22 protein-coding genes are annotated in these 20,856 nt (G+C 62.1%); 15 read left to right on the top strand and 7 right to left on the bottom strand.

Going from position 1 to position 20,856, the window contains the following annotated elements:
- Window positions 1-29 precede the first annotated feature (29 nt).
- Window positions 30-1,217, top strand: coding sequence for a nitric oxide synthase oxygenase (locus ACN50D_RS20750; RefSeq protein ID WP_042924169.1), 1,188 nt, complete (start codon window positions 30-32; stop codon window positions 1,215-1,217).
- A 6-nt stretch (window positions 1,218-1,223) separates the two neighbouring features.
- On the opposite strand, the gene ACN50D_RS20745 is transcribed toward ACN50D_RS20750, so the two are convergent.
- Together ACN50D_RS20745 and ACN50D_RS20740 are read right to left on the bottom strand one after the other, a co-directional pair.
- Entirely contained in the window at window positions 1,224-2,609 is a 1,386-nt protein-coding gene (locus ACN50D_RS20745; protein WP_003944372.1) for a CitMHS family transporter, read from the bottom strand.
- Window positions 2,610-2,702: 93 nt separating this feature from the next.
- On the bottom strand, window positions 2,703-3,755 hold the full coding sequence (locus ACN50D_RS20740) for a Bug family tripartite tricarboxylate transporter substrate binding protein (protein WP_058038573.1): 1,053 nt from the start codon (window positions 3,753-3,755) through the stop codon (window positions 2,703-2,705).
- A 112-nt stretch (window positions 3,756-3,867) separates the two neighbouring features.
- Between ACN50D_RS20740 and ACN50D_RS20735 the strand changes: the two genes are divergently transcribed.
- The gene (locus ACN50D_RS20735) at window positions 3,868-5,520 is read left to right on the top strand and encodes a sensor histidine kinase (protein WP_230359592.1); all 1,653 of its coding nucleotides are present in this window, start codon (window positions 3,868-3,870) and stop codon (window positions 5,518-5,520) included.
- The gene (locus ACN50D_RS20730; RefSeq protein ID WP_003944308.1) at window positions 5,517-6,200 is read left to right on the top strand and encodes a response regulator; all 684 of its coding nucleotides are present in this window, start codon (window positions 5,517-5,519) and stop codon (window positions 6,198-6,200) included. The genes ACN50D_RS20735 and ACN50D_RS20730 overlap by 4 nt, the downstream gene beginning before the upstream one ends.
- Window positions 6,201-6,224: 24 nt before the next feature.
- On the opposite strand, the gene ACN50D_RS20725 is transcribed toward ACN50D_RS20730, so the two are convergent.
- Window positions 6,225-7,799, bottom strand: coding sequence for an AMP-binding protein (locus ACN50D_RS20725; RefSeq protein ID WP_039972740.1), 1,575 nt, complete (start codon window positions 7,797-7,799; stop codon window positions 6,225-6,227).
- Window positions 7,800-8,021: 222 nt separating this feature from the next.
- On the opposite strand from ACN50D_RS20725, the gene ACN50D_RS20720 reads away from it, so the two are divergent.
- From ACN50D_RS20720 to ACN50D_RS20700, 5 genes are all read left to right on the top strand, one after another.
- Window positions 8,022-8,567: a hypothetical protein gene (locus ACN50D_RS20720; protein WP_007726737.1), complete on the top strand. Its 546-nt coding sequence runs from the start codon at window positions 8,022-8,024 to the stop codon at window positions 8,565-8,567.
- Window positions 8,568-8,693: 126 nt separating this feature from the next.
- Entirely contained in the window at window positions 8,694-9,890 is a 1,197-nt protein-coding gene (locus ACN50D_RS20715; RefSeq protein ID WP_058038551.1) for a Rieske 2Fe-2S domain-containing protein, read from the top strand.
- Window positions 9,891-9,941: 51 nt separating this feature from the next.
- Entirely contained in the window at window positions 9,942-11,123 is a 1,182-nt protein-coding gene (locus tag ACN50D_RS20710; RefSeq protein ID WP_003944352.1) for an acyl-CoA dehydrogenase family protein, read from the top strand.
- Between the two features lie 39 nt (window positions 11,124-11,162).
- The gene (gene bphC, locus ACN50D_RS20705) at window positions 11,163-12,074 is read left to right on the top strand and encodes a biphenyl-2,3-diol 1,2-dioxygenase (protein ID WP_007726736.1); all 912 of its coding nucleotides are present in this window, start codon (window positions 11,163-11,165) and stop codon (window positions 12,072-12,074) included.
- A gap of 249 nt (window positions 12,075-12,323) precedes the next feature.
- On the top strand, window positions 12,324-13,106 hold the full coding sequence (locus ACN50D_RS20700; protein WP_207624488.1) for an IclR family transcriptional regulator: 783 nt from the start codon (window positions 12,324-12,326) through the stop codon (window positions 13,104-13,106).
- 1 nt (window position 13,107) lies between these two features.
- Here the strand turns inward: ACN50D_RS20700 and ACN50D_RS20695 are convergent, their stop codons facing one another.
- A complete protein-coding gene (locus ACN50D_RS20695) occupies window positions 13,108-13,809 on the bottom strand; it encodes a PadR family transcriptional regulator (RefSeq protein WP_003944324.1) in 702 nt (233 codons plus the stop codon).
- Between the two features lie 240 nt (window positions 13,810-14,049).
- Here ACN50D_RS20695 and ACN50D_RS20690 point away from each other — a divergent pair, with 240 nt between their 5' ends.
- From ACN50D_RS20690 to ACN50D_RS20680, 3 genes are all read left to right on the top strand, one after another.
- On the top strand, window positions 14,050-14,550 hold the full coding sequence (locus ACN50D_RS20690; RefSeq protein WP_007726733.1) for a flavin reductase family protein: 501 nt from the start codon (window positions 14,050-14,052) through the stop codon (window positions 14,548-14,550).
- Between the two features lie 112 nt (window positions 14,551-14,662).
- A complete protein-coding gene (locus tag ACN50D_RS20685) occupies window positions 14,663-15,049 on the top strand; it encodes a nuclear transport factor 2 family protein (RefSeq protein WP_003944423.1) in 387 nt (128 codons plus the stop codon).
- Window positions 15,049-15,294 carry a hypothetical protein gene (locus ACN50D_RS20680; protein ID WP_007726731.1) on the top strand — a complete coding sequence of 82 codons (246 nt, stop codon included), beginning with the start codon at window positions 15,049-15,051 and terminating at the stop codon, window positions 15,292-15,294. Before ACN50D_RS20685 ends, ACN50D_RS20680 begins: the two co-directional genes overlap by 1 nt.
- On the opposite strand, the gene ACN50D_RS20675 is transcribed toward ACN50D_RS20680, so the two are convergent.
- Window positions 15,267-15,752, bottom strand: coding sequence for a flavodoxin family protein (locus ACN50D_RS20675; protein ID WP_003944338.1), 486 nt, complete (start codon window positions 15,750-15,752; stop codon window positions 15,267-15,269). The genes ACN50D_RS20680 and ACN50D_RS20675 overlap by 28 nt on opposite strands.
- 118 nt (window positions 15,753-15,870) lie before the next feature.
- On the opposite strand from ACN50D_RS20675, the gene ACN50D_RS20670 reads away from it, so the two are divergent.
- Window positions 15,871-16,305: a nucleotidyltransferase domain-containing protein gene (locus ACN50D_RS20670; RefSeq protein WP_037131485.1), complete on the top strand. Its 435-nt coding sequence runs from the start codon at window positions 15,871-15,873 to the stop codon at window positions 16,303-16,305.
- Window positions 16,302-16,931 carry a uridine kinase gene (locus tag ACN50D_RS20665; protein ID WP_212633967.1) on the top strand — a complete coding sequence of 210 codons (630 nt, stop codon included), beginning with the start codon at window positions 16,302-16,304 and terminating at the stop codon, window positions 16,929-16,931. Before ACN50D_RS20670 ends, ACN50D_RS20665 begins: the two co-directional genes overlap by 4 nt.
- A gap of 25 nt (window positions 16,932-16,956) precedes the next feature.
- On the opposite strand, the gene ACN50D_RS20660 is transcribed toward ACN50D_RS20665, so the two are convergent.
- Entirely contained in the window at window positions 16,957-17,577 is a 621-nt protein-coding gene (locus ACN50D_RS20660) for a TetR/AcrR family transcriptional regulator (RefSeq protein ID WP_212633966.1), read from the bottom strand.
- A 91-nt stretch (window positions 17,578-17,668) separates the two neighbouring features.
- Here ACN50D_RS20660 and ACN50D_RS20655 point away from each other — a divergent pair, with 91 nt between their 5' ends.
- Both ACN50D_RS20655 and ACN50D_RS20650 read left to right on the top strand, forming a co-directional pair.
- On the top strand, window positions 17,669-19,039 hold the full coding sequence (locus ACN50D_RS20655; protein WP_080726744.1) for a cytochrome P450: 1,371 nt from the start codon (window positions 17,669-17,671) through the stop codon (window positions 19,037-19,039).
- A gap of 72 nt (window positions 19,040-19,111) precedes the next feature.
- Window positions 19,112-19,354 (top strand): hypothetical protein, encoded by a 243-nt coding sequence (locus ACN50D_RS20650; RefSeq protein ID WP_064114255.1) that lies wholly within the window; start codon window positions 19,112-19,114, stop codon window positions 19,352-19,354.
- A 57-nt stretch (window positions 19,355-19,411) separates the two neighbouring features.
- Here ACN50D_RS20650 and ACN50D_RS20645 read toward each other — a convergent pair whose 3' ends face one another.
- On the bottom strand, window positions 19,412-20,683 hold the full coding sequence (locus ACN50D_RS20645; protein WP_192712065.1) for an EAL domain-containing protein: 1,272 nt from the start codon (window positions 20,681-20,683) through the stop codon (window positions 19,412-19,414).
- Window positions 20,684-20,856: the final 173 nt, after the last annotated feature.

Here is a 20,856-nt window from a genome sequence, read left to right as displayed (position 1 = left end):
ATCTCAACCAGCCAAACAGGAGTCGTGCCGTGGATTTTGTTCGACAGGACGAATTGCCCACCGATAGCGGGCTTACGTCCCAGATCGCCTCCACTACCCCGACGCTGACCGAGCTTCAACGTCGGGAACTCGAGTGCGTCGAATTTTTCGACTCTCCGGAACTGGGACACCTCCCGACGTCTCGGCGGCGTGAGGCCTTGCGTGAACTCCATCGGACCGGCACCTACACGCACACAGCGGAGGAATTGCTCGTCGGCGCCAAACTCGCGTGGCGAAACCACGCCAGGTGCGTCGGTCGCGCGCATTGGCGGACCCTCAAACTCATCGACGCGCGCGATGCCGTCACGGCTTCCGCTCTCGCCGAAGCATGCTGGGAGCACCTGCGACTGTCGACCAACGGCGGCGCTCTGCAGTCGGTCGTGACGGTCGGGCCACTCCCCCGCGAGGACGGTCAGGAGTACCGAATCCTCAGCCCGCAACTGATCCGCTACGCCGGCTACCGGCAGCCTGACGGCACCATCCTGGGCGACCCGTGGCACGTCGATCTGACTGCTCAGGTCACCGCGATGGGGTGGAAGGGCGCCGGTACGCCGTTCGACGTTCTCCCCGTACTGATTTCGGTCCCCGACGAACCCCTGCAGTACTTCGACGTCCCGACCGACCTGGTTCTCGAGGTCGAGATCGAGCACCCCGAATACAGCTGGTTCGCTGATCTGGGGCTTAAATGGCATGCCGTCCCTGCGGTCTCGGACATGAACCTCGACATCGGCGGAATCGTCTATCCCTGCACGCCGTTCAGCGGTTGGTACGTCAGCACCGAGGTAGGCGCACGCAACTTCAGCGACACCGATCGCTACAACATGTTGCCCACCATCGGAGCGATGATGGAGCTCGACATGAGCCACGACCGCACGCTCTGGAAGGACCGCGCACTGGTCGAACTGAACCGTGCAGTTATCCACAGCTACCGCAAGGCCGGCGTCATCATGGTCGACCATCACACTGTCGCAAAGCAATTCATCGATCACATCGCGCGTGAGGACAAGGCCGGGCGCAAGTGCCCGACCGACTGGTCATGGGTGAATCCGCCCATGTCCAGCTCGCTCACGCCGACGTTCCACCGCCTGTACGACGAGCCCGATCTCGACATCCGGCCCAATTTCGTGACAAAAAAGAAGAAGGGCACCGACCAAGGCCGGTGCCCCTTCCACAACTGATCGCGCTCAGAAGGGGATCTGCCCCAATCCGACGCCGACCACGAGCATCGTGATCGAGATCAGGCCCGCTCGCCACAGAACCTTCTTGTGGTGATCCGCCAGAGAAACACCGGCGAGTGTGACCAGTAGCAGGATCGCCGGGACCAGCGGGCTCTGCATGTGCACGGCCTGCCCGGTGATCGAGGCGCGCGCCATCTCCACCGGCTCGATGCCGTACTGCGCTGCAGTCTCGGACAGCACCGGCAGCACACCGAAGTAGAACGCGTCGTTGGTCATGAAGAACGTGAGCGGGATACTCAGGACGCCCGTGATGACGGCGAGGTGCGGGCCCATCGCGTCGGGGATGACCTGAAGCAGCCACTCTGCCATCGCCTCGACCATGCCGGTTCCCTGGAAAACGCCGGTCAGCACCGCTGCTGCCAGCACCATCGCGACCACCGAGACGATGCTCGACGAATGGCGTGCGATTGCTTCACCCTGATCCTTGACCGCCGGGAAGTTCACCGCGAGGGCGATCGACGACGCGATCATGAACAGCACCGGGATGGGCAGGATGTCCATCACGAGTACGACGAGAAGGATCGTCGTCAGCGCAGCGTTGAACCAGAGCAATTTCGGCCGCAAGGTGTCCCGCTTGGGGTCGAGGCCGTCGATGAATCGTCCGGTGTCGCCGCCGTCGTCCTCGGAGTCGTTCGAGCCGCCGGTGCCGGCGCTACCGGTGCTGGAACTTCCACCGTTTCCGACCTTTTCGAGGATGCGCTCAGAAGTCAGGACCAAAGTCCCGATCCTGCGGCGCTCCATGATCCCGAGGTGAATCGCGAATCCGAGCACCATGATCAGGCCGACGATCAACGACGGCACCATCGGCACGAACACGTCGGAGGGCGAGAGTCCCAGCGCGCTCGCGGCCCGGACGGTCGGGCCGCCCCACGGAATGATGTTCATCGTCGCGTTGGACAGGCCGGCGATCACCGTCAGAACGACGGGACTGACACCGAGTTTGAGGTAGAGCGGAAGCAGCGCCGAGGTCACGATGATGAAGGTCGTCGAACCGTCTCCGTCCAGCGAGACCACCATCGCGAGCACTGCGGTTCCGACCACGAGCCTCATCGGATCGTCTCGCACCATCCGCAGGATGAGCTTGACCAGCGGATCGAAGAGGCCGACGTCGATCATGATTCCGAAGAAGATGATCGCGAAGAACAACAGCGCCGCGGTGGGTGCGAGCGACTTGATGCCGTCGGTGATCATGTCGCCGATTCCGAGGCCGGCCCCGGCAAGTAGTCCGAAGGCCACCGGAACCAGAGTCAGTCCCACCACCGGGGTCGCGCGTTTGGTGAGGATCAGGAACATGAACACCGCAACCATGAGAAAGCCGAGTGTGACGAGCATGATGAACTCCTTTAGTGCTGAATTGCCGAGAAAAACGGCACGGCAAATCGAGCCGGTGACCTTCGTGGAGGTGAAACGAAACTTCGGTAGTGCTCAGTTGATGCCGGGCGGATCGAGTGTTGCGTCGACGAACCGGGATTGATCGGTGAGGAATGCGGAGAACTCGGGTTCGGTGAGAACTGCACTGTTCCAACCGTTTCGGCGAGACAGCTCGTTCCAGCGCGGGCTTGCCGCCAGATCCCGCACCAAATTCTGCAAGTGCTGACGCTGATCGTCCGTCAGGCCCGGCGGCGCCATGAGGCCGCGCCAATTGGTGAATGTGACGTCGACGCCAGACTCCGCCATCGTGGGCGCATCCACCGCCGGGGTACGGGCCGGCGAGCTGACCGCAAGGACCCGAACCGTGCCTGCCGCAATCTGATCGAGGTACTCACCGATACCGGTGGCGGCTACGTCGACCTGCCTCGTGAGCAGTGCGGGAAGCAGTTCGCCGCCGCCGTCGTAGATGCGGTACGGGGAGCGCGACGGATCGACGCCGACCGCCCGTGCGAACAGAAGGCGGAACAACCCGTCCGGTCCACCTTCACTCGAACCACCGCCGATCGAGATCGACGACGGATCCGCCACCCAGGCCTGCGTCAGATCGGCGAGAGTTTTGTACGGTGAATCTGCTGGAACCAGTAGCGCTTCCGGTTCTTCGACGAGTCTCGCAATCGGTGTCACGTCGGCAAGTGTGTGCTCGGACGGCAGTATCTCGAGCGAACCGAGAACTCCGAGCCCCATGACCATGAGTAGGTCGGGATTCCCGCTTTCGAGAGCCAACCGGTTGAGTCCGACGATGCCACCCGATCCGGGCAGCACAACGACGTCGGCGTCGACGGTCCCTTCGTCGGCCAGTGCTTGCACCATGGTCCGGGCGGTCAGGTCGTAACCACCACCGGCCACCGAGGGCACCAGCACGCGCAGTTCTTCGGAACTCTCACCCGCTCGGCCACCGGCGAAGAAGGACTCGACCGGAGTGCATCCGGTCGAGAGCACGAGAGTCATCGCGCAGGCACCGAGCAGGGCGATATGCCTGCTCAGCCGCTTCGATGTGCTCATGGCTTCGTCCTTGTCTGCCGGTACCGATGTGTGAACAGGTTTCATACTGACGCACTTTGTGACTGGGGTCACCATTGGGAAAGCAAATTGATTTGTGCTCATTGTGCTCACGAACGGCCGCTTTCCCGGCATCGAACTGAAGGCTAGGGTCTGGCTGGTGTCCTCAGGAAACGAGCAGGCGGAGCGAGAGAGCAAGTCGTCTCTGTTTGCCCGGCTGTTTCGCCGCCGGCACACTCTGGCGACACAACTTCTCGAACTGCAACTTCTGATCGTCGTTGCAGTTCTCGTGTGCGTCACCGCCCTCTCCCTCGCGCAGTCGTCCGCGAGTTTCCAACGCGAGGAGGGACGTCGCGCACTCTCGGCAGCGGAATCGCTCGCAGCCAATCCGGCAGTACGCGAGCTACTCCCCCAGGCGCAGACCCGCCTCCGCTCCGGACTACAAGGTTCGGTCGACTCGGTACGCGCCATCTCGGGCGTCACCTACGTCTCGCTTGCCGACGCCGACGGCAGTGTCGTCATTTCGACGCGTCCCGGTGATGTCGGCATCGACGCACGTCAGACGGAGGATCGGTCGTGGACGGGTTTGGTCGACACGCCCTCCGGCAAGGCCGTGGAGGCGCACGTTCCGATTCTCGGCAGCGAAGGAGCGATTACCGGAACCGCGATCGTCGGCATCGAGTACCCCTCGATCTGGACACGGCTGCTGCAGTCTGCACCGAATCTCCTGGTATACCTCGCGGTGGCATCCCTTCTCGGCGGCGTCGGGTCGATCCTGTTGGCCCGCAGGGTAAAACGGCAAACCCTCGGCATGGAAGCCGGCGAGATCCTGGACCTGGTTCGCCAACGTGAAGCAATGCTGCGCGGTCTCAAGGAAGGCGTCATCGCATTCGACGCGCAGGGAAAGGTGGTGCTGATGAGCGACAGTGCCCACCAACTCCTCGACATCCCACGCGGCAGCGCCGGTAGATCGGTGCGGGACCTCGGTCTCGACGACCGCCTCCAGAGTGTACTGACCTCCGGCACAACCGAATCCGATCAGTTGGTTCTTGTCGGCGATCGCCTGCTCGTCCTCAACACCGTCTTGATCGAATCGAAAGGCCGCACCATCGGGTCGGTCACCACTTTCCGCGACCGCACCGAATTGCGCTCCGTGGAAGAAGAACTCGACGTGACCAAAACCAGCACCGACGCACTACGCGCCCACATCCACGAGTTCGACAATCAACTGCACACCATCTCCGGCCTCATCCAGCTCGGCGAATACGACGAGGTGGTCGGCTACGTCGAGGGTCTGACCATGGAGCGCGCGCAGGTCAGCGCGACCGTGACCGAGAAGATCGCCGACGTCGGCACCGCCGCACTCGTGATCGCCAAGATAGGTGCTGCTGCACAGGGGTTGGTCACGGTCGAGCTGGCGGCGGACACGCATCTGGAACCGGTGGACCGCAGACTCGGACGAGATCTCGTGACAGTGGTCGGAAACCTCGTCGACAATGCCGTCGACGCCGTCGGTGAGATGCCGGAAGCCGCGCGCCGCAAGGTTCGGTTGTCGATTCGGGGCCGTGGCACAGCGGTCGAAGTGCGGGTCGAGGACGCCGGCCCCGGTATCGCGCCGGAGAATCGCGACAGGGTGTTCGGCCAGGGTTGGAGCACCAAGGGACAATCGAGCGACGGACACGGTTTCGGTTTGGCGCTGGTGCGCCTGACGTGTCGTCGGCGGGGCGGCGACGTCACCGTGAGCACTCGTTCGGCAGAGGACATCGAGTGGACTGTCTTCAGCGCGGTCCTACACGACGGAGAGGGCGCATGATCCGGGTACTGGTGGTCGACGACGACTTCATGGTGGCGAAGGTGCACAGCGGATTCGTCTCACGGATAGACGGTTTCGAAGTGTGCGGCGTTGCCCATTCGGCCGAGACCGCGCTGGCCGCAGTCGGTGAGTTGCAACCCGACCTGGTGCTTCTCGACGTCCACCTGCCTGGCACCACCGGACTCGATCTGATCGCCCCGTTTCGCGAGCTGGCACCGGAGCTGGATGTTCTTGTCATCACTAGTGAGCGCGAGGCCGGCTCGGTCAAGAAAGCGCTGCGCAGCGGCGTCGTGCATTACCTGATGAAGCCCTTCACGTTCGAGGTTCTCCGTGAGCGTCTCGAGCGTTACCGATCGACATACGCAAACCTCGACAGCTCCGGCGAAGCAGAACAGGAGGCGGTGGACGAGGCTTTCGGCGTGGCAGGTGGCGCGACAACGGCGTCGTCCCTCAAGGGTCTACCGAAAGGACTCAGTCCTGAGACCCTTCAGCTGGTCGAGGCAGCACTACGAGACGAAACCGAACCCGCCTCGGCCACAGACATTTCCGAGAGGGTCGGCATCTCACGCGCGAGCGCGAGGCGCTACCTCGAATACCTCTACGAAACCGGGCGGTCCACCACTTCGCTGAAATACGGAGTGGTGGGCCGCCCGGAACGTCGTTACGTCTGGAAACGCTGACCCTTCGCTACACGACGCTGGTTCCTAGACCGCGCGGGCGCTGGTCTCCCAGTACCGCGCGCGCAGCGCCTTCTTGTCCAGCTTGCCCAGCGGTGTCAGCGGGAGTGATTCCACGAAGTCGATGCTCTTGGGAGCGTGAACCGAACCCTTGGCTGCCTTCACCTTGTCGACCAGTTCCTCGGTGTCGACGGTCAGTCCGGCACGAAGTACGACACAGGCCTTGACGGCTTCGCCCCACTTGTCGTCCGGCACACCGACTACCGCCACCGACGCGACGGACGGATGCGCCGAGATCACGTCTTCGATTTCGCGGGGGAACACGTTGAAACCACCGGTCACGATCATGTCCTTCTTGCGATCGACGATGGACATGAACCCGTCCTTGTCCTTGCGCGCGATGTCGCCGGTGTGCAGCCAACCACCCCGGAACGCCTCGGCGGTTTCGGCCGGCTTCTTCCAGTAGCCCTTCATGATCAGCGGGCCACGGACGCAGATCTCACCGAGTTCTCCCTGCGGCACCTCGTTGAGGTCGTCGTCGAGCAACCGGACGTCGAGCCACGGCACCGGACGCCCACACGTGGCGAGGCGGGCCGGATCGTCGGCGAGGTGTTCTTCCTTGCGCAGCACCGAAATAGTCATGCCGCACTCGGTCTGACCGTAGAACTGGAAGAAGATCTGACCGAACTTCTTGATGCCCTCCTGCAATCTGGCGGGAGACATCGCGGACGCTCCGTAAAACAGCGTCTGCAAACTCGAGACGTCCCGCTTGGGCAGATCGGGGTGGTCCATGAGCATGTAGATCATGGTGGGCACCAACATGGTTGCCGTGATCTTGTGCTTCTCGATCGCTTCGAGCACAGCACCTGGCTCGAAGGCAGGCAGGACGATCAACGCACCGCCGCGCAGCAAGGTCGGGATGAAGAACGCTGCACCTGCGTGTGAGAGTGGCGTGCAGATGAGGAAGCGGTTGTCCTCGGGCCACTGCCACTCCGACATCTGGATCTGATTGAGCGCAGCACCCGAACGGAAGGATCCGACAACACCTTTGGGCTTGCCGGTCGTTCCACCGGTGTACACCATGCTGCTGGCGTCTTCGGCGTCGACGTGCGCTGCCTTCAGCGGCGCGGGCTCGAACGTGGCAGCCAGCGCGAGGATGTCGATTCCCACCTCGGACGGCCCCATCGAGAGCACGTTGGTCAACGAGGGTGACGACGCCTTCAACTCGGCGGCGCGCTCTTCGAAGGCATTGGGATCGAAGATCAGCGTCTCGATCTCGGCGTCGTCGACGATGTACTTGTGGTCGTCGAGCGATCCCATCGGGTTCAAGGCGCTCGCCCGGCAGCCGGTGATCATGGTCGCGCCCATACTGATCAGAACCTCGGGGCGATTCTTCGACAGCATCGCGGTGCTGGTGCCCTGAGTGATTCCCAAAGACGCGAGCGCCTGGGCGAAGCAGCTGATCTGATCGCGCATCTGACCGCCGGTGAGGATCACGTCGCCGAGGTACAGCGCGGGCTTGTCGTGATTGCGTTCCAGAGCGGTGATGAGCAGGTCCGGACCGTATACCGGTCGGTGCAGGTCAGCGAACTCGTCTGTCATCTGGTCTTCCTTCTGCTCGGCGCGTGCAGTCATCGAGATGTGCTCCCGGTCACGGATACGATATCCAGAATTGCACAAAACTGGAACAGGTTCCACCTCTTCGATCGAATCCGAGAATGCTCCCGATCAGCGGGAAGCCCGTCGTCACCCGCGTGAGCGGTGGTTAGCGTCGATGTACCCACCGAGACGACAGCGTCTCGGTCGCGTCCAACGGAGAGTGTCATGACTACCAACCTCGGTACCGCCCACTTCACGGCAACTGCTCCGCGTACTGCCACCACGCTCCTCTCCGATTTCGACTCGTTGTACGGCACCGTGCGCTCGGCACCCGACGGGGCCGTCGTCGAGCAGGACGTCGTGTTCTTCGGACGCCCCGATCCCGGCGCACTGCTCACCGGATCCGTGAGGGCGTTGAGTTCGACACTCGAGCGGATCACCGAATACCACGACCAGACCGGACATCTGGTGGCCGAGGTCTTCGTCCGGGAAGTCCCGACAGCGGGCACCGGAACCGATTCCGTTGCCGCCCTTGCTGATTTCGCTGCTCGTCGTTACGGCTCGGCGTCACTACGACGCTTCCGCGGACGTTCCACCGCGACTTCCACGGGAGCAGATCTGCACTGCTCCGTGACAGTGCTCGCGACGTACGAGAAGGACCACGAGAGCGTGGCCGACGTAGCTCTGGTCGCCACCGATCCCGCTGGGGTCGTCACTGCCCGGGCCTGGGCGACTTACGCGATCGACGATGTGGCGACACTCGCGAGCTGAATCTCTGCAGGTCACCGAGTAGGCGTTCCATCCAGCGGGAACTGCCGTATCTCCAGCGGACGCTTCGTCGTTGTATGAGACGGATCACATCACTGGAGCGTCGCAAGACGCGGCTCGGAGGAAGACATGGCACTCGGAACCGGCCCACTCACCACTACGGACACCCCGACGCAGACGGGCGCCGGCGAGGAAATTCGAGAAATCGAAGCGGCAGCGCCTCCCGCACGGTTCGCACGTGGATGGCACTGCCTCGGACTGAGCAATACCTATCGCGACGGTCAGCCCCACCAGATCGAGGCATTCGGCACCAGCCTTGTCGTCTTCGCCGACAGCAAGGGCGACATCAAGATTCTCGACGCATACTGCCGCCACATGGGTGGCAACCTTGCTCACGGAACCGTCAAGGGCGATTCGATCGCCTGCCCGTTCCACGACTGGCGTTGGGGCGGTAACGGAAAATGTACGGCGATCCCCTACGCACGACGCGTTCCGCCGCTGGCCAAGACGCGGGCATGGATCACTCTCGAGAAGAACGGTCAGCTGTTCGTCTGGCACGATCCCCAGGGAAATCCCCCGCCCGCCGAGGTCACGATCCCCGACATCGAGGGCTTCGGAAGCGATGAGTGGAGCGCCTGGAGCTGGAACACGCTCACCATCGAAGGCTCTCATTGCCGCGAAATCGTGGACAACGTCGTGGACATGGCCCACTTCTTCTACGTTCACTACTCGTTCCCCAAGTACTTCAAGAACATCTTCGAAGGTCATGTCGCGAGCCAGTACATGGAATCGGTGGGACGTGAGGACGTCATCAGCGGCACCAACTACGGCGATCCCAACGCTGTGCTCCGTTCGGATGCTTCATATTTCGGACCGTCGTACATGATCGACTGGATCAAGAGCGAAGCCAACGGGCAGATCATCGAGACCGTCCTGATCAACTGCCACTACCCGATCTCGAACAATGCGTTCGTCCTGCAGTACGGCGCGATGGTCAAGAAGCTACCCGGTATGGACGACGAGTCCACTGCCGCGATGGCCGCGCAGTTCACCGAGGGCGTCGAGATGGGATTCCTTCAGGACGTGGAGATCTGGAAGAACAAAGCTCCGATCGACAACCCCCTGCTCTCCGAGGAGGACGGCCCGGTTTACCAGTTGCGTCGCTGGTACAACCAGTTCTACACCGACGTCGAGAATGTCACGGAAGACATGACGAAGCGCTTCGAATTCGAGATCGACACCACCCGCGCAGTGGAGAGCTGGAAGCGGGAAGTCGCCGAAAACGTTGCCGCACGCGACGCCCAGGCACTCGAGACAACCTCCTGATCCGCAGTCGAAAACACTGCTGAGACAAACAGACTGGATGCAAGGAACAACATGACGTACGAAGTGCTCGAACAGATCAACGCGATGGCCGACGACATCTTCGCCGAAGGCATCGAGGCCGAGCGGATCGGCCGGGTGGCCGACGACACCGCCAAGAAGATGAAGGCAATCGGTTCCATCCGCATGCTGCAGCCCAAGGAGCATGGCGGCATGGAGGCGCATCCGCGCGAATTCGCCGAAACCGTCATGCGGATGGCTTCACTGAACCCGTCGGCCGGCTGGGTCCACGGGATCGTCGGAGTTCACCCGTGGCAACTCGCGTTCGCGGATCCCAAGGTGCAGCAGGAGATCTGGGGATCCGATCCCGACACCTGGATGGCATCGCCGTACATGCCCGGCGGAATGTGTATCCCCACCGACGGCGGCTACAAGTTCTCCGGCCGCTGGCAGTTCTCCTCCGGTACCGACCATTGCGACTGGGCATTCCTCGGCGCGATGGCGTGTGACAAGGACGGCAACATGGAGATGCCGCCGCGCATGCTCCATGTGATCATTCCGCGCACCGACTACGAGATCATCGAAGACTCGTGGGATGTCATGGGACTTCGCGGCACCGGCTCCAAGGATCTCGTAGTCAAGGATGCGTATGTCCCCGATTACCGCGTCATGGACTGCGACGAGGTCATCGACGGCACGGCAGTGCGCAAGTACGGGCGCACCGAGACGCTGTACCTCATGCCGTGGTCGAACATTTTCCCCCTCGGAATCACCGCCGCCACGATCGGCATCTGCGAGGGAATGCTCTTCCACGCCAACGAGTACCAAGCCGATCGCATCAACGCGCAGGGCACGGCGATCAAGGACGACCCGTACACCTTGTTCGCCATCGGTCAGGCAACCGCCGACATCCGGGCTGCGCGCGACACCCTGCTTGCCAACGTCGACCGCATGTGGGATCGAGTGGACGCTGGCAAGGAAGTGACCTTCGAGCAGCGCGCGGAGGGACGTCAGACTCAGGTACAGGCCGCCTGGCGCGCCGTCAACGCAATCGATCAGGTCTACCCACGCTGCGGTGGCAACGCATTGCGGATGGACAAGCCGCTTCAGCGATTCTGGCGCGATGCTCATGCTGGACAGCATCACGCAATTCACGTGCCGAGCACCGTTTTCCACGCCGCATCACTGAGCCGTCTCGGCGCAGACCCGCAGGGTCCGCTGCGGGCGATGATCTGATCAGACTTCGACACAAGAAATCGACAGGAAAAAGACACGATGACACGCACTGACATCAAGGGACTTGGCTACGTCAAGATCTCGACCAACGACATGGCACGTTGGCGCACTTTCGCTTTCGACGTTCTCGGCTTCGCCAAGGGCAGTGGGCCGGACGAGAACGCGCTCTACCTACGACTCGACGAGCGTGCTGCTCGCATCGTCGTCGTCGAGGGTGAGCGCGACGAGATCGTCAACATCGGTTGGGAGGTCGCCGACCACGCCGCACTGCGCCGCGTTCAAGAAGCACTCGAAAAGAACGGCACCGAGGTCGAGCAGCTTTCGCTCGCCGAAGCAGATGCTCGACGGGTCGAAGAGGTCATCGCCTTCACCGATCCCGGCGGAGCAGCCATCGAGGTCTTCCACGGAGCGATCCTCGACCACAGCCCCGTGGTGACGCCCTTCGGCGCTCGATTCGTCACCGGCTCACAGGGTCTCGGCCACGTCGTACTCCCCGTCATGGACAGTGCTGCGAGCTTCGACTTCTACACCGAGGTGCTCGGCTTCTACCCTCGCGGCGCCTTCCGCCTGCCGGCCCCGCCTGAATTCGGGCCGCTGCGAATCCGTTTCATGGGCGTCAACGAGCGTCACCACAGCTTGGCCCTGTGCCCGGCACCGCACGGCGGCGCACCCGGCCTGATTCACATCATGGTCGAGGTGGACACCCTCGACGCCGTCGGCCAGGCACTCGACCGCGTGATGAAGGACGGATTCTCCGTGTCGTCGACCCTGGGTCGTCACACCAACGACAAGATGATCTCCTTCTACGTCCGCGCACCCGGCGGCTGGGACATCGAGTTCGGCACCGAGGGCGCGAGGGTGGATCAGGACTCGTACTCCTCCGAGGAGATCACCGCTGACAGCTACTGGGGCCACGACTGGTCCGGAAGCGAACCACTGGCAGCTATGTAGTACCGCCGGCGGCGATCAATACCTGCCGGTGGCGATCAATACCTGCCGGTGGCGATGTAATACCTGCCAGTAGTTAAACGACGAGGGGGTTTGCGCGAGCATTCGCGCAAACCCCCTCGTCGTTTCCACCGCGACGCGCCCGAAAACAGACCGGTGATCCACTTCACAAATCCGTAACTCTATGACACTATTTCTAATTGAAATAGCCAGTTCACTGGTTGTGGAGCTCTAAGAGAAGTGAGGTACACGATGACACTGCAGGCTGTGGATGCTTTAGGCGCCGATTCGGCCCCGACAGCAATTCTCGATCGCGTCTCGCTGGTTCTCGACGCCTTCGACGGTCCCGGCAGGTTGACGCTCGCTCAAGTCGTTCGGAGCACAGGCCTTCCCCGCTCGTCTGCCCACCGCATGCTCGAACGTCTCGTCTCGATGCGTTGGCTGCGTCGCGACGGCCGTGACTACGAACTCGGTATGCGCCTCGTCGAACTGGGATCGCTCGCGGTTCATCAGGACCGCCTCCACGCTGCAGCCATGCCCCTTCTCCATGAGCTCTACCGAGTCACCGGATTCGTGGTTCACCTCGGTATCCTCGACGGGCCCGATGTGGTCTACATGGAGAAGATCGGCGGACGCCTCGCCGCCGCAGTGCCGACGCGTGTCGGTGGTCGACGCCGCGCCGAGACCACTGCGATCGGTCAGGCACTGCTCGCGTTCGGTTCGCCGAAGTCCCCGGGCTACGCACTGCCCCACCTCGCCAGAATCCGCGAGTCCGGGGTGGCCTTCGAATCCGGAAACGGCCTACCGGGATTCAGCTGTCTTGCGGCACCGATCGGCCCCATCGGCCGCGCCGTCGCCGCGGTATCCATCTGCGCGCCGTCGAAGGCCCTCCGCCTCGACCACGTCAGCGCAGCGCCGGTCCGTATGGCGGCCGCTGCCATTTGGCGAGGCATCGACGGCGGATCGCTGAGCGTCACTCCGACTTTGCAACGTCGTCATCTGCTGCGCAACATGCCGACCGCAGCCGGGGCCTGACTCAGATACTCGAACCGTTGCCGGTGAGCCCGGCTTGCTCGAGCGCCAACACGTACTCCTCGACGTTCTTCCATTTGCCAGGCGTCGAGGGCAACGGTGATCCCAGTCGGTCGTGCTCGGCGACGTTCGCGAACTCGGCGGTCGCACGATCGATGTCGTCGAGCAGTTCGCGAGCAAGTTCGATCTCGGCTCGGAAGTACCGTTCCGACCATCGCAACGTCATGACCGGGAACGACCAGGCCGGCTCGTTCTCGGCATGATCTGCGTGGAGTTTCGCGCGTCGAATCTGCTCTTCGACATTGGCGATGTGGGCTTCCACCAGCGCCTTCAGTCGCTCGGGCTCGTTGAGGTGTCCCATCCACAGACGCAACATCACACCGTGCTTGAGCACCGGAACTTCCACCGGTGCCTCCCGTGACCACGTCCGGACGGCGTCGGTTCCTGACTGAGTAATGGAGTAAAGGCGCTTGCCTCGCACCCCTGGTTCGGAGACGACCCGGGACTCCACGAACCCGATGCTTTCGAGCTTCTTCAGTTCTGCGTACACCTGGCTGATGGACGGGCTCCAATAGAAGAAGCCGACACTCCAGTCAGCCCACTTCTTCAAATCGTTTCCGGTCAGCTCCTCCCCGAACGTCAGCATCCCGAGCACTGCCCAGCTGGTAGCGGGAAGTCCTCGGGACACGTCATCAGGTTCGGACATGCCCGAAGTCTAACAATCACTGGTCATTTGCTGGTTTCGTAGAATCCGAACGGACCGCTGAGCGGGATCAAATTTGCTCGAAACCCCTCCACCTGCCACTCGGTCGGTCCTGACCCGTGCCGAGAAGCCATTGCTGCCATTGAGTGGGACTGCCGCTGGATTACGGCCGCGGCGCCACACATCGTTGCTTCTGAAGCTGTTTGCAGAGTTTTGAACAAAAGATTTGAACAAGGAGACGACATGACCGTGGAAAACGCCGAGCCGCCAGTTCTGGACGGACGCACACTTCGCAACGTGATGAGCAATTTCTGCACCGGCGTCACCGTCATCACCGCTCACGACGGAAATTCACCCCTCGGTTTCACCTGCCAGTCCCTGGTCTCGGTATCGCTTGATCCCCCGTTGCTCTCGTTCTGCCCGGCGAAGACGTCGACAAGTTGGCCGAAGCTTCGCGAAACGGGAACTCTCTGCATCAATGTTCTCGCCCACGATCAGCAGGACATGTGTTCGGCGTTCGCTCGCGGCGGGACGGACAAGTTCCTCGGCGTCGAGTGGGATGCCGCCGGCAACGGTGCTCCGGCGCTGAGCGGCGCGCTCGCCCGCATCGAAGCAACGGTCGAGCAGGAGCACGACGCCGGTGATCACACCATCGTCGTCGCGCGCATCACCGATCTGAACGTGCTGCGCCACGACGGTCCGCTTCTGTTCTACCGCGGCGGATTCGGACGCTTCGACGCCTGAGTGCTCAGGCTGTCCCGCTGCGTGGGAGATGCCGGCGCCGAATCGAGCCCGCACCGATAGCGTCCGAAGTAGTTGTCAGACCCTGAACTTCTCGACTGATCGGACTAACTCGATGACCACTCTCGAACCAGACACCACGGCCGCGATCACGGCGACGGTTACCACCTACCTCGACGCCGTGGCTCGCGGATCGTCAGCGGACATCGCTGCCCTCTACGCCGAGAACGCGACGCTCGAAGACCCGGTCGGCAGCGAACCCCGCGTCGGCAAGGCCGCGATCACCGAGTTCTACGGCGCTCTCGAGGGCGGTTCGCAAGAGACGGAACTGCTTACCTTGCGGGTGAGCGGATCCAGCGCGGCCTTCCACTTCCGCGTCGTCACACCGGTGGGCGATCAGGTCTACGAGGTCGAACCGATCGACGTCATGACTTTCGACGAGGACGCCAAGATCACGAGCATGCGCGCCTTCTGGTCACCGGCCGATCTGATTGCACGCTGATGCGTCAGGTCAGTTGCCGCAACTGCGGAAATCGCGTCCTCGTCGAGAAGTACAGCGAAGCGCACACCAGCGTCCAATGGCTCGAAGAGTCGCAGGAAGTGTGCCCGGAGTTGGGTCGCGCGAACAGCCGTGCCAACGCTCAACGGACGTGTGGCGCTCTGCGCCAGACGATCAACGACCTTGCCGACGCCGGTGAGCTGGAGATGAGCCTGCGCAGCTACCCGGTGCCGGGCAAGCTGTCCTGAACGCTTCCGCGTAGCATTTCGGCGAACATGCGCGCCGATTCCAGGTCGTCGGCGTTCGGCCGCCCCTTCCGGATACCGCCGAACGGCTTGAACGGGAGATAGGTATCCCACGCACGGGACGAGAAGGCTGCGACCACATCGAAGCCCTTCTGTTCGAGCAACTGAACCAGTGGACGCGAGAAGCGATGAATCCCCTTGTCAGGAAAACCACTGGTGGCGAAGACAAAAGCCTTGGATCGCCGTTCTTCGGGGAGTGCCTCGACGAACGAGCGTAAATCTGCGTGGTACGAGCGTAGGTAGATGCCGGAGCCGAACCCCACGAGGTCGTAGTCGGCGAGCTGCGCGGCGTCGATGTCACCGGGCTCGACCACGCGAGCATCGAGAACTTCTCCGATGACGTCGGCGATCAGCTTCGTATTGCCATGGGAGACAGAGGTACACACGATGATTGCTTTCATCGGCTGAGTTCTCTCATTTTGGACATACGCATCCCTCCCATGGCTTGTCACCGACAGTTCCAGGATAGAGGTCCCGGCGAAGCTACGGACAATGGTGGAGATGGGGAATGCTGCCGGTATGTCAGCACGATTGAAGGGGCGAAGACGTGCGGTGAACGCGCTGCTCGTCGACGTCGAACGATGGGCCGCTGAGCACGATGACGTCAAAGCTGTAGCGCTGGTCGGGTCCTACGCGCGCGGCGCGGAGCGTATGGCGAGTGATCTTGATCTGATGATCCTGGCCGACGACGCGAACGCGCTCGCAAATGAAGACTGGTTCGACCGGCTCCGCCCCGACGCGCGATTCATCAGAGCCGCCAACTGGGGGCCAGTCCGAGAACGACGCTTCCGCCTACGGTCCGGTCTTCTCGTCGAACTGAATTTCGCGAGCGAGAGCTGGGCCGACCTTCCGCTCGACGCGGGCACTCGACGCGTCCTCGAAGACGGCCACCGAATCCTGTACGACACCGGGCCTCTTCGCGTCGCTACGAGCGCGGGAAGAACTGCTCGATGAGCACCAAGACGGTCTTCGAGACCTTGGCCGCCGAAATAAACGCGCTGCGCGGCTCTCCCGTCGTCGCGATCGACGGCGTCGACGGGAGCGGCAAGACGACATTCACGAAAAGTCTTGCAGCACAGCTGAATGAACGCCCCGCCATTGTGATTCACGTCGACGACTTCCTCAATCCCCCGGAGATTCGCCATCGCAGAGGTCGGCTGTCACCGGAAGGCTTCTGGCTCGACAGCTACGACTACGACGCCCTCGAGCGTCATGTTCTCGCCCCTCTGAGACCGGGAGGTAACCGCGAGTACCGACCACGACGGGACAGCGACGCGTACTTGCATGCAGCCGACGGAGCCGTAGTCCTCGTCGAGGGACTCTTTCTGCATCGGGACGAATTTGCTTCCCGATGGGACTATTCGATCTTTCTCGACGTGCCCTTCGAGATCACCGCCGAGCGAATGAACCTTCGCGACGGAACGAACGCGGATCCGGAACACCCGTCGATGAACCGTTATGTCGGCGGCCAACGTCTGTACTTCGCGGCTGCAGAGCCCTGGACCCGCGCGGACAGTGTCATCGACAATTCAGACCCGAAACTGCCTCGAATCACGACACATGCCGCCCACTGGAGTTAGCAGTCCGCATCGCCGGCCCCGCGTTTCATCGGTGCGCTGTGGATGTGAATTGGAAGGTTGCGGCATCCACGATCTCAGTGGGCGTGATGTCGATTTCGCCGTTGAGCCAGGCCGTCACCAATTCGGCCAGGCCGCCCACGAACAGTAATCCGTTGATCTCACCCTGATGGGGAGGCCAAGCTCGATCGCCGTACAAGAGCGCAGCCTCGTCGGCCACCATCTGCGCGAACCCACGCAGCGCTCCCCGCCGGTGAGTGCGCAGCGGCTCGTAAGCCACCGACTCGACCATCGCGACACGCCCTTTTCGAGGATCGTCCGTCAGGATGTTGACGAACGAAGCAATGGCGCTCCGCACGCGCTCCTCCCGTGTCCCCTCGGTCGTTCGGAGTGCAGCCATTCCGGCCACGCGCACCTCGTCGACGATTCCGTCGAAAACCTGCTGGAGGAGTTCGTCCCTGCTGGCGAAACTCTCGTAGAAATATCGCTCTGTCAGCTTCGCATGCGCACAGATGGCGGTCATGGTGGCACCCTGCCTGCCCGCGGCCGCAAACACGTCCAGTCCTGCTGCGAGCAAGCTTTCACGCCGAAGCGCGGCCCGCTGCTCACCACTCAGACCGGCATATCGACGGGGTGTGGGAGAAGCCATGAGTCGATCTTGACAGACGACGCGACTGTGACGCAGACTACCCCCATCTGACAGGCGCCACTGTCAGATGCAAACGGAAGGCAGGTACGTGATGTCGAAAATCCTGGCCGCTCCACCCATCCGGTCGCAGTTGCGTCCCATCTCAGGCAATTCGGGACTACCCGGAATAGGGCAAACTTTCGAATACATCCGCGACCCTCTCGCTCTGATGCAAAAACGCTGGGATCGTTACGGCGAGGTCTCGTGGTTCTCGATGGCCGGTAGACGGTGGGTCGCAGCCCTCGGGCCCGACGCATGCCAAGAAGTTCTCCAGAACAAAGACCGCGCTTTTGTCAACAGCGACGGTTGGTCAGTGCTCATCGGCCCCTTCTTTCACGGGGGTCTGATGCTTCTCGACTCCGAAGAGCACCTACGACAACGACGCATCATGCAACAAGCCTTCACGAGATCGCGTCTCGAAAAGACCGTGGACGTGCTGAATCCCGCGATCGCCTCCGCGCTCGACGCCTGGACTCCGTCCGATGGGTTCCGCGCCTACACCGCCCTCAAAGCTCTCACACTCAACCTGGCGACCGACATCTTCATGGGCGGCGCGGAAGGGACCACTGAAAGCGAAATCGACTCTGTGAAAAAAGCTTTCGTCGATTGCGTGCAAGCTGCAACCTCGGTGATCCGTTATCGAGTTCCCGGCACCAGATGGAAGCGCGGCCTCGACGGGCGCCGAACCCTCGAAAACTTCTTCCGCCGCTACCTACCTGCGCGCCGTTCACGCGAAACCGACGACCTGTTTTCCGTTCTCTGTCACATCGAATCAGACACCGGACAGCGCTTCAGCGACGGCGAGGTGATCGATCACATGATCTTCCTGCTGATGGCCGCACATGACACCTCCACCATCACCATCTCGACAATGATGCAATATCTCGGCCAGAATCCGCAGTGGCAGAACAGATGTCGGGCGGAATCACTCGCACTGAGTACGTCGACGCCGAGCTATGCCGAACTCGACCAACTCGCCGGCTTGGACCTGGTGATGAAAGAATGCCTCCGACTCGTCGCTCCCGTGCCGGTCATGGCTCGCCGAGCGGTGTGTGACACCCAGATACAGGACCACTTCGTACCCGCTGGGACCTACGTGTCAGTGGTGCCACATTTCACTCACCACATGCCGCAGTACTGGCCCGACCCCGAACATTTCGATCCCGAACGTTTCGCGGACCACCGACGTGAAGACAAGGTGCACCGGTATGCCTGGGAACCGTTCGGTGGAGGCGTGCACAAATGCCTCGGCATGCACTTCGCCGGCGTCGAAATCAAAGCGATCATGCACCACCTGCTCACACGCTTCGATTGGCAGGTCGCGCCCGGCTACACCGCCCCTCTCAACTACATGTCCTTGCCGTTCCCCTCCGACGGACAGCCGATCGATCTGAAACCACTCACGACTTCTCATGACCGGTAGCGACCGAACCGACGTCAGGATCAACTCGCACATGACTACCGGCACAGACGCTTTCGAAATCCAGAGGAAAACATGAGCACTCGGCCTGCCCGAAACCGGCATGCACGCGCTGCTCCGAAACCAGAGGTCGTCGCAGCGGCGGAGTTCCTACTCGCAGAATCCGACGCCCATGTCTTCCGTCGCCGCTATCTCGAACTGCTCACCCACACCACAGCACCGGATGGCGCAACCGTCACGGACTACACGGTCGCCGAAAGGTATCTACTCAACTCTGCAGCAAAGAGACGTGCTGCGCGGCGCCCGGCCAATCCTTAGCCACGATCGCCGGTCGGGCAGCGCTCGCGGCGAACGTCGAGAACCTCGGCACCGGTTTCACGAATTCGTCGTGGGGTAACGACGAAGAATAGAGTGCGCTGCCTGGGTGACGGCGGTGCGATCGTAGGTTTGCACGAAGTCGAAGGTCCGCTCGAGATCTGGACCGTTGTCATGAAGATCTCGCGCCGACAGCATCGCCGCATGGTGCGGTCCCAGAGTGACGACCGTCCACTCGTTGACGAGATCATCACCCGGGTCGAGCGGCGCGTGTTGAACTTTACCGTCGAGCATCACGGACAGTCCGACACCGTAGACACCGGCAAACCCTACGGTGTCGGCGAGGTGACGCCACCGTGCTGTTGTGGATGCGGTGAAATGCTCGGCTTGTTGAAAGGTGCCCAGAACAAGCATCGAGGAACCCGATGTGGCGGCTTGCGCTTCGAGGGACTTGCTCAGTTGGATCAACAGACGCTTGGTACCGCGCCGGATCCGGCTGTGAGCAGACACGATCGAGTAGGGAGTGCCCACCTCGGGGATGGGATCACTCCACACCGGACTGTCGGGCATCGCGACGACCGGTTCGGACAACAGTGAACTCGGATCGTCGACTGCGGGATACAACTCACCCGTTCCGTATGTGGCTCCGATGGTGATTGCGGCAAGACGGGACGATTCCGAGTCGACACCCTCGGCAAGGATAATCGCGTTCGATCGCTCGACGTAGGCGCCGAGCGCGTGCACCGTCGTTCCCACTTCGAAATATGCTGCCTTGGAAAGCAATTCAGCGGAAGTGATAATGATGTCGGGTTCGACCAAAGACAGAAGTGTCGCCGAGTGCCTGTCGATGCCGACACCGTCGAGTGCAATCAGACGACCGCCCGCGCGGGCTTCTCTGATCACTGCCAGAGAGTTGTGGGGATCGGCAAGCACCGATGCGCTGTCAACCGTGATGACGATCCGTTGCAGATTTCTCGTCGCTCCTTCGATACCAGGAGCGTTCAGAGCTGCTCGGGAAGCCGAGTCGACTGCCACCAGCAACGGCAGGCGATCCGCGACGGTGCATGCGAGTGCAGTACGGGACATGGCCAGTTTGTGACTGTCGAATTCCGAGCGTTGCTGCATCAATTGCGAGGCGCGACGGAGGGCATGCGCCGAACACAGAGAGGAATTGTCAGGCCCACGCAATTGCAACTCGGCGCCTGCAAGTGCGTGGTCGTCGAGGCGGCGTATCGGTGCGAACTGCATGCTTACTTCCAGACCAATCACATCGGAGAACTGGGTGATCGGAGAATTCGACGATGTCGAACCGTTGCTGGTGTCATACGCCATGGTGTGGCTCTTCACTACGAGTCGGGACCACCAAGCGTTCATGCGGCCGGACGCGTCGATGGCAGCGCCGGCTGCTCGACACCGAACGAGACTACCGCAAATCTCGGCGCAACCCGGTGACGACAACCTGATCCCGCGCCGCAAAGTGCACATCGACACGCAGATCAGACCAG

The organism is Rhodococcus sp. SB1D, assembly GCF_048573875.1.
Taxonomy (GTDB): Bacteria; Actinomycetota; Actinomycetes; order Mycobacteriales; family Mycobacteriaceae; genus Rhodococcus_F; species Rhodococcus_F qingshengii.
Note: the sequence above shows the minus strand (reverse complement) of the source record. Positions and strands in the feature narration are given on the sequence as shown.